The organism is Guyparkeria sp. (assembly GCF_046545975.1).
In the GTDB taxonomy this organism is placed as follows: domain Bacteria; phylum Pseudomonadota; class Gammaproteobacteria; order Halothiobacillales; family Halothiobacillaceae; genus Guyparkeria.
Genome location: NZ_JBKGYT010000113.1, coordinates 1 through 4,566, shown reverse-complemented (window position 1 = coordinate 4,566; position 4,566 = coordinate 1). Strand labels below are relative to the sequence as shown.

General features: G+C 67.6%; 5 protein-coding genes. 2 read left to right on the top strand and 3 right to left on the bottom strand.

The window, feature by feature from the left end; all coding sequences use genetic code 11:
* Positions 1 to 1,683 (top strand): pyruvate kinase (locus tag ACLFMY_RS08530; protein WP_410764236.1); only part of this gene is annotated, 1,683 nt, incomplete at its 5' end.
* A gap of 97 nt (positions 1,684 to 1,780) precedes the next feature.
* Entirely contained in the window at positions 1,781 to 2,329 is a 549-nt protein-coding gene (locus ACLFMY_RS08525) for a DUF2058 family protein (protein ID WP_410764235.1), read from the top strand.
* 255 nt (positions 2,330 to 2,584) lie between these two features.
* Here the strand turns inward: ACLFMY_RS08525 and rssA are convergent, their stop codons facing one another.
* The 3 genes from rssA to ACLFMY_RS08510 form a co-directional block, all read right to left on the bottom strand.
* Positions 2,585 to 3,511: a patatin-like phospholipase RssA gene (rssA, locus tag ACLFMY_RS08520; RefSeq protein WP_410764234.1), complete on the bottom strand. Its 927-nt coding sequence runs from the start codon at positions 3,509 to 3,511 to the stop codon at positions 2,585 to 2,587.
* An 80-nt stretch (positions 3,512 to 3,591) separates the two neighbouring features.
* Positions 3,592 to 4,104, bottom strand: coding sequence for a DsrE family protein (locus tag ACLFMY_RS08515; protein ID WP_410764233.1), 513 nt, complete (start codon positions 4,102 to 4,104; stop codon positions 3,592 to 3,594).
* A gap of 163 nt (positions 4,105 to 4,267) precedes the next feature.
* The coding region (locus ACLFMY_RS08510; RefSeq protein WP_410764232.1) for a DUF4174 domain-containing protein at positions 4,268 to 4,566 on the bottom strand (299 nt) is incomplete at its 5' end.

The following is a 4,566-nucleotide window of genomic DNA, read 5'->3' as shown; positions in this document are numbered from 1 at the left end:
GCCGAGGACATCCGCGAACTGCAGTCGGCACTCGCCGAGCACGGCCTGTCCTCGCTCGGCCGCAGCGAATCCCGGGTCATGGCCACGCTCGACGCCATCCTCGACCTGCTCGACCGGGCCTGCGGCGCGCCCGCCAGCCAGCCGCGGGGCTCGGAAGACGCCTTCCATGCGGGCTCGCGACTCCTCGCTCGCCACACCGAGCGACTGTTCGGTGGGAATGACGGCGGCGCCCGCGGCATACGCATCATGGTCACCCTCCCCAGCGAGGCCGCCGACGACGCGGAGCTTCTGCAGGGGTTGCTCGCCGCGGGCATGAACTGCGCCCGCATCAACTGCGCCCACGACGGGCCGCGGGAATGGGCACGCATGATCGAACACCTCAAGGCGGCGAGACGGCGGACCGGGCGCGACTGCCGCGTGCTGATGGACCTGGCGGGCCACAAGGTACGCACCGGTCCGATCGTGCCCCGGGAGACGGTCCTGCAAATGGAGCCGGAGAACGGGCGCGCCCCGGCGATCGAGATCAGCGACGGCTTCCCGCGCTCGGAGGGGGTCGGCAAGGGGAGAAAACGTGTCTGGCACCTGTCCGTCGACCCCGAGCATGTGGAATCGCTGCGTGACGGCCAGGTGCTGCACTTCGTCGACCGGGTGGGCCGTCGGCGACAGCTACGCATCACGGCGACCGGCACGGCCCGCTTCTTTCGCGGCTCGCTCGACGGCCCGGCCCAGGTGGACGCGGCCACCAGCTTTCACGACATGGAGCGCGACGAACGATTCACCGCCCGCGGCTTCGACCAGCAGCCACAGAAGCTGAGGGTGTTCGAAGGCGACCCGCTGTACCTGATGGCAGACGGCACACCCGGGCGGCCCGCTCGTGTCGACGATCTCGGCAACGTGCTGGAGCCGGCCCGAATCGCCTGCGAAGAGCCCCGCATATTCAACCGGCTTTCCGTGGGCGACCCGGTCTGGATCGACGACGGCAAGATCGGCGCCCGGGTCGAGTCGGTCGAGCCCAACGGGGCACTGCTGCGGGTCGAGCACGCCGGCCCCCAAGGCAAGACCGTCAAGCCCGACAAGGGCCTGAACTTCCCCGACACGCCACTCGACCTGCCCGCCCTGAGCGCGAAGGACCGAGCCGGACTGGACTTCGTCGTCCGGCACGCCGACATGGTGGGCTTCTCCTTCGTCGAGTCGGGCGACGACATGCGCAGCCTGATCGAGGAACTCGACGCGCGCGGGGCCGTCGACATGCCGATCGTGGCCAAGATCGAGACACGCCGCGCGGTGGCCGCGCTGCCGGAGATCCTGCTCGCCGCCATGGGAAACCGGCCACTGGGCGTCATGATCGCCCGCGGCGATCTCGCGGTGGAGCTGGGTCCGGAGTGCATGATCGAGGCCCAGGAAACCCTGCTCTGCCTGACCGAGGCGGCGCACGTGCCGGTGATCTGGGCGACCCAGGTCCTGGAGACGCTGGCGAAGAAGGGAGCCATCTCCCGGCCCGAACTGACCGATGCGGCCATGGCCGAGCGGGCCGAGTGCGTAATGCTGAACAAGGGGCCCTACATCCAGCGGGCGGTACGGACCCTGTCGGAGATCCTCGAGCGCACGCAGCGCTACCAGCACAAGAAGACCGCGTGGATGTCGCCACTGCAGTGGCCGGAGCCGGCTCGCCCGGGCCGATGAGACCGTGTCGGACGAAACGTGACACGCCCCGGTTCAACCCGGGTTCCCATCAACTGGTAGACTCGTCGTCCCCGCAAAGCGAATCGACATCGACACCATGAGCAAGGCATCCCTGCAGGAGCAGTTACTCAAGGCCGGCCTGGCGAAGAAGGGCGGCACGCAGCCGAAGAAGAAGTCGGCCTGGGGGCGCGTCAACCGACACGACCAGCAGGCGAACACCAAGCCGCCGGCGGAGATCGAGGCGGCCAAGAAAGCCGCCGCCGAGAAGCGTGCCCGCGAGCAGGCGAAGAACCGCGAGGCGGGCCAGCGCCAGCGCGAGGCCGAGGAACGCCGGGCCCGTCGGGCGGAGATCCGGCAACTGATCCTCGACCACGCCGAGAAGCTGCCATCGAAGGGAGAGCCCTTCCACTTCGCCGACAGCGGCAGGGTACTGAGCATTCCGGTCAACCCGCGCCTGCGCCGGCAGCTGGCCAATCGGCAGATGCGACTGGCGACCTGGGAAAAGCGCTACTACGTGATCCCCGCCCAGACCGCGGAGAAGATCGGCCAGCGTGATCCCGCCTACCTCGTGGCGCTGCCCAGCGGCGGCGAGATCCAGGACCCCGCCTACCGGGACTTCCCGGTGCCGGAGGATATGGTCTGGTAACGAAGCTGGACGCTGATAGCTCGAAGAGATCAGAAGTCAGATTTCAGGGAGCAGAGAGACTCCGATTCCGCTGTCCCCTGTGCAAGGTTGTCTTGCAAACGAAACGCGCCAACAGGCGCATATCCCCCGCACGATTCAGCCCAGAAGCGATGCTGAAGCCGGGACAGCCGCCCCCGGCGGCCTTCGCGGGCAAGGCCCGCTCGCACAGGGGCGACCGGCCTGACTTCTGAAATCCGACTCTTCCCGTTGCCAACCTCATTCCGATTCGGGCAGGAGATCGCTGTTCTTCAGCGCCCGTTCGGTCGCCTCGCGGCCGATCCGGATACTTTCCTCGGCGCGCTCGAACTCCAGCAGCCCGATGTGGGCGAGCTTCGGCGAGATCAGCAGTTCGGGGGGATCGCCCGCCATGCGGCTGCGCGTGATCCGGTCCTGCATGATGTTGATCGCCCCGGCCATCACGTCGAGCATCCCCGGCGGGTGCTCGCCGTTGTGGCGCTTCTCCAGCCACTTGCCCAGCCGGCCGGAAAGCCACCTCTCGTCGACGCCCTCGATCCATTCGGGCAGGCCCCCATCGCCGTCGATGCCGTGGTGAGCCGCCCCCCGCAGGTTGCGCACGTGCCGACCGACCAGGTCGCTGTTGAGGTTGACGGCGATCACCACGTCGGCCCCCATCGCGCGGCAAAGGGACACGGGTACCGGATCGGTCAGCCCGCCGTCGACCAGCCAGCGCTCCTCGTGCCTGACCGGTGCCATCAGGCCGGGTACGGCGATCGATGCCCGCACGGCGTCCAGCAGGCTGCCCTCGCGCAGCCACACCTCGCGGCCGGCCTCAAGGTCCGTGGCCACGGCAGCGAAGGGCAACGCCAGATCGTCCATGTCGACCTTGCCGAAGGTCTTCGCCAGCGAGCGCATGAGACTGTCCCCCTCGATCAGGCCACCGCCCAGGCGCACGTCCAGCAGGCGCATGACTTCCCAGGTGCGGATCTTCCGCGCCCAGTCCTCCAGCTCGTCGAAGGAATCGCTGACATAGCCCCCGCCCACGAGCGCGCCGATGGAACAGCCGGCGACCACGTCGGGCCGGATGCCGGCCTCCTCCAGCGCGCGGATCACGCCGATGTGAGCCCAGCCGCGGGCCGCCCCGCTGCCCAGTGCCAGTCCTACCTTGAGTCGTCTGCCGGCCATCGTTGTCTCCATCTTGCTGCGGCACCATCAGGAAACCCGCCTCGCGGGCGGGCTGGTTCACCGAGTCGCCGGGCGGGGTATCAATCGTACACCGGCACCAGGGCGTAGCCGTTGTTCTGGTAGCCCATCAGGGAGATGAACCCGCTGCGCACCGGCTCGATGCCCGGCAGCAATGTGTCGTTGTCCACGTCGAAGGCGCGGGTGGCCCCGTTGCAGGCCTCCATGCGCACGCCGAGGTCCTGCAGGGTCTTGACGCTCGCGGCGATGCTTTCCAGCTCGCTGCCGTAGTCGGCCTCGGTCTCCAGTGCCGGCGCGGTGTTGATGAACTTCACCGAGTGCGAGATGAAGACCATCACCAGGTCGGCCTCCACGCCCTCCTTCTCGAGGTTTTCGACGTTGGTGATGATGGCCTTGAGATACATGTCCAGCGCCCGGGGATCGGACTTGCGCACGTCGTAGACGGCCTTGATGTCATCCAGCTCGCCAATCGCCGCCCGGTTGTCGAGGGATTCGGCAAAAACGCCCGGCGCAAGCAGCAGCGAGGCCATGGCAAGACCCAGCACCTTCAGGAAACGCGACCATTGGTGTGTCATGTGACTCCTCCTTGGAACAGGCCGGCTGACGAAAGCCAAGCCGACGAATGATTCGTTCACCTACCATCCTTGCGCGAGCGGTCGGGCAGATCAACAGGCGCGCAATCGAATTTTCTGATTCCATAGCGGTCCGGTGATATGAAGCCAATGGCGTTCGGACCGGTCACCGGCCGATGCAGTCGTCCGGGTTCTCCGCGATCTCGGCGCGCCGCATGGGCATGCGGTCGATCAGCAACCAGATCGTGTCCAGCGAATCGGGACGGCCTCGATACTTTTCCTGCCCGTCCAGCCCGAACAGTACAAGCCGCGGCTCGTCCCCGGACGACCAGCCCACTCGTTCACGGACGGTCGCCGCGGCCTGCTCGTCCAGGCGTGTCGTCTCGAATCCGGCGGTGTCGGAACCATCGAATCGACGGACGACCGTGCCGTCCTCGCGGACCTCCAGCCAGTGGATGCCCGCTT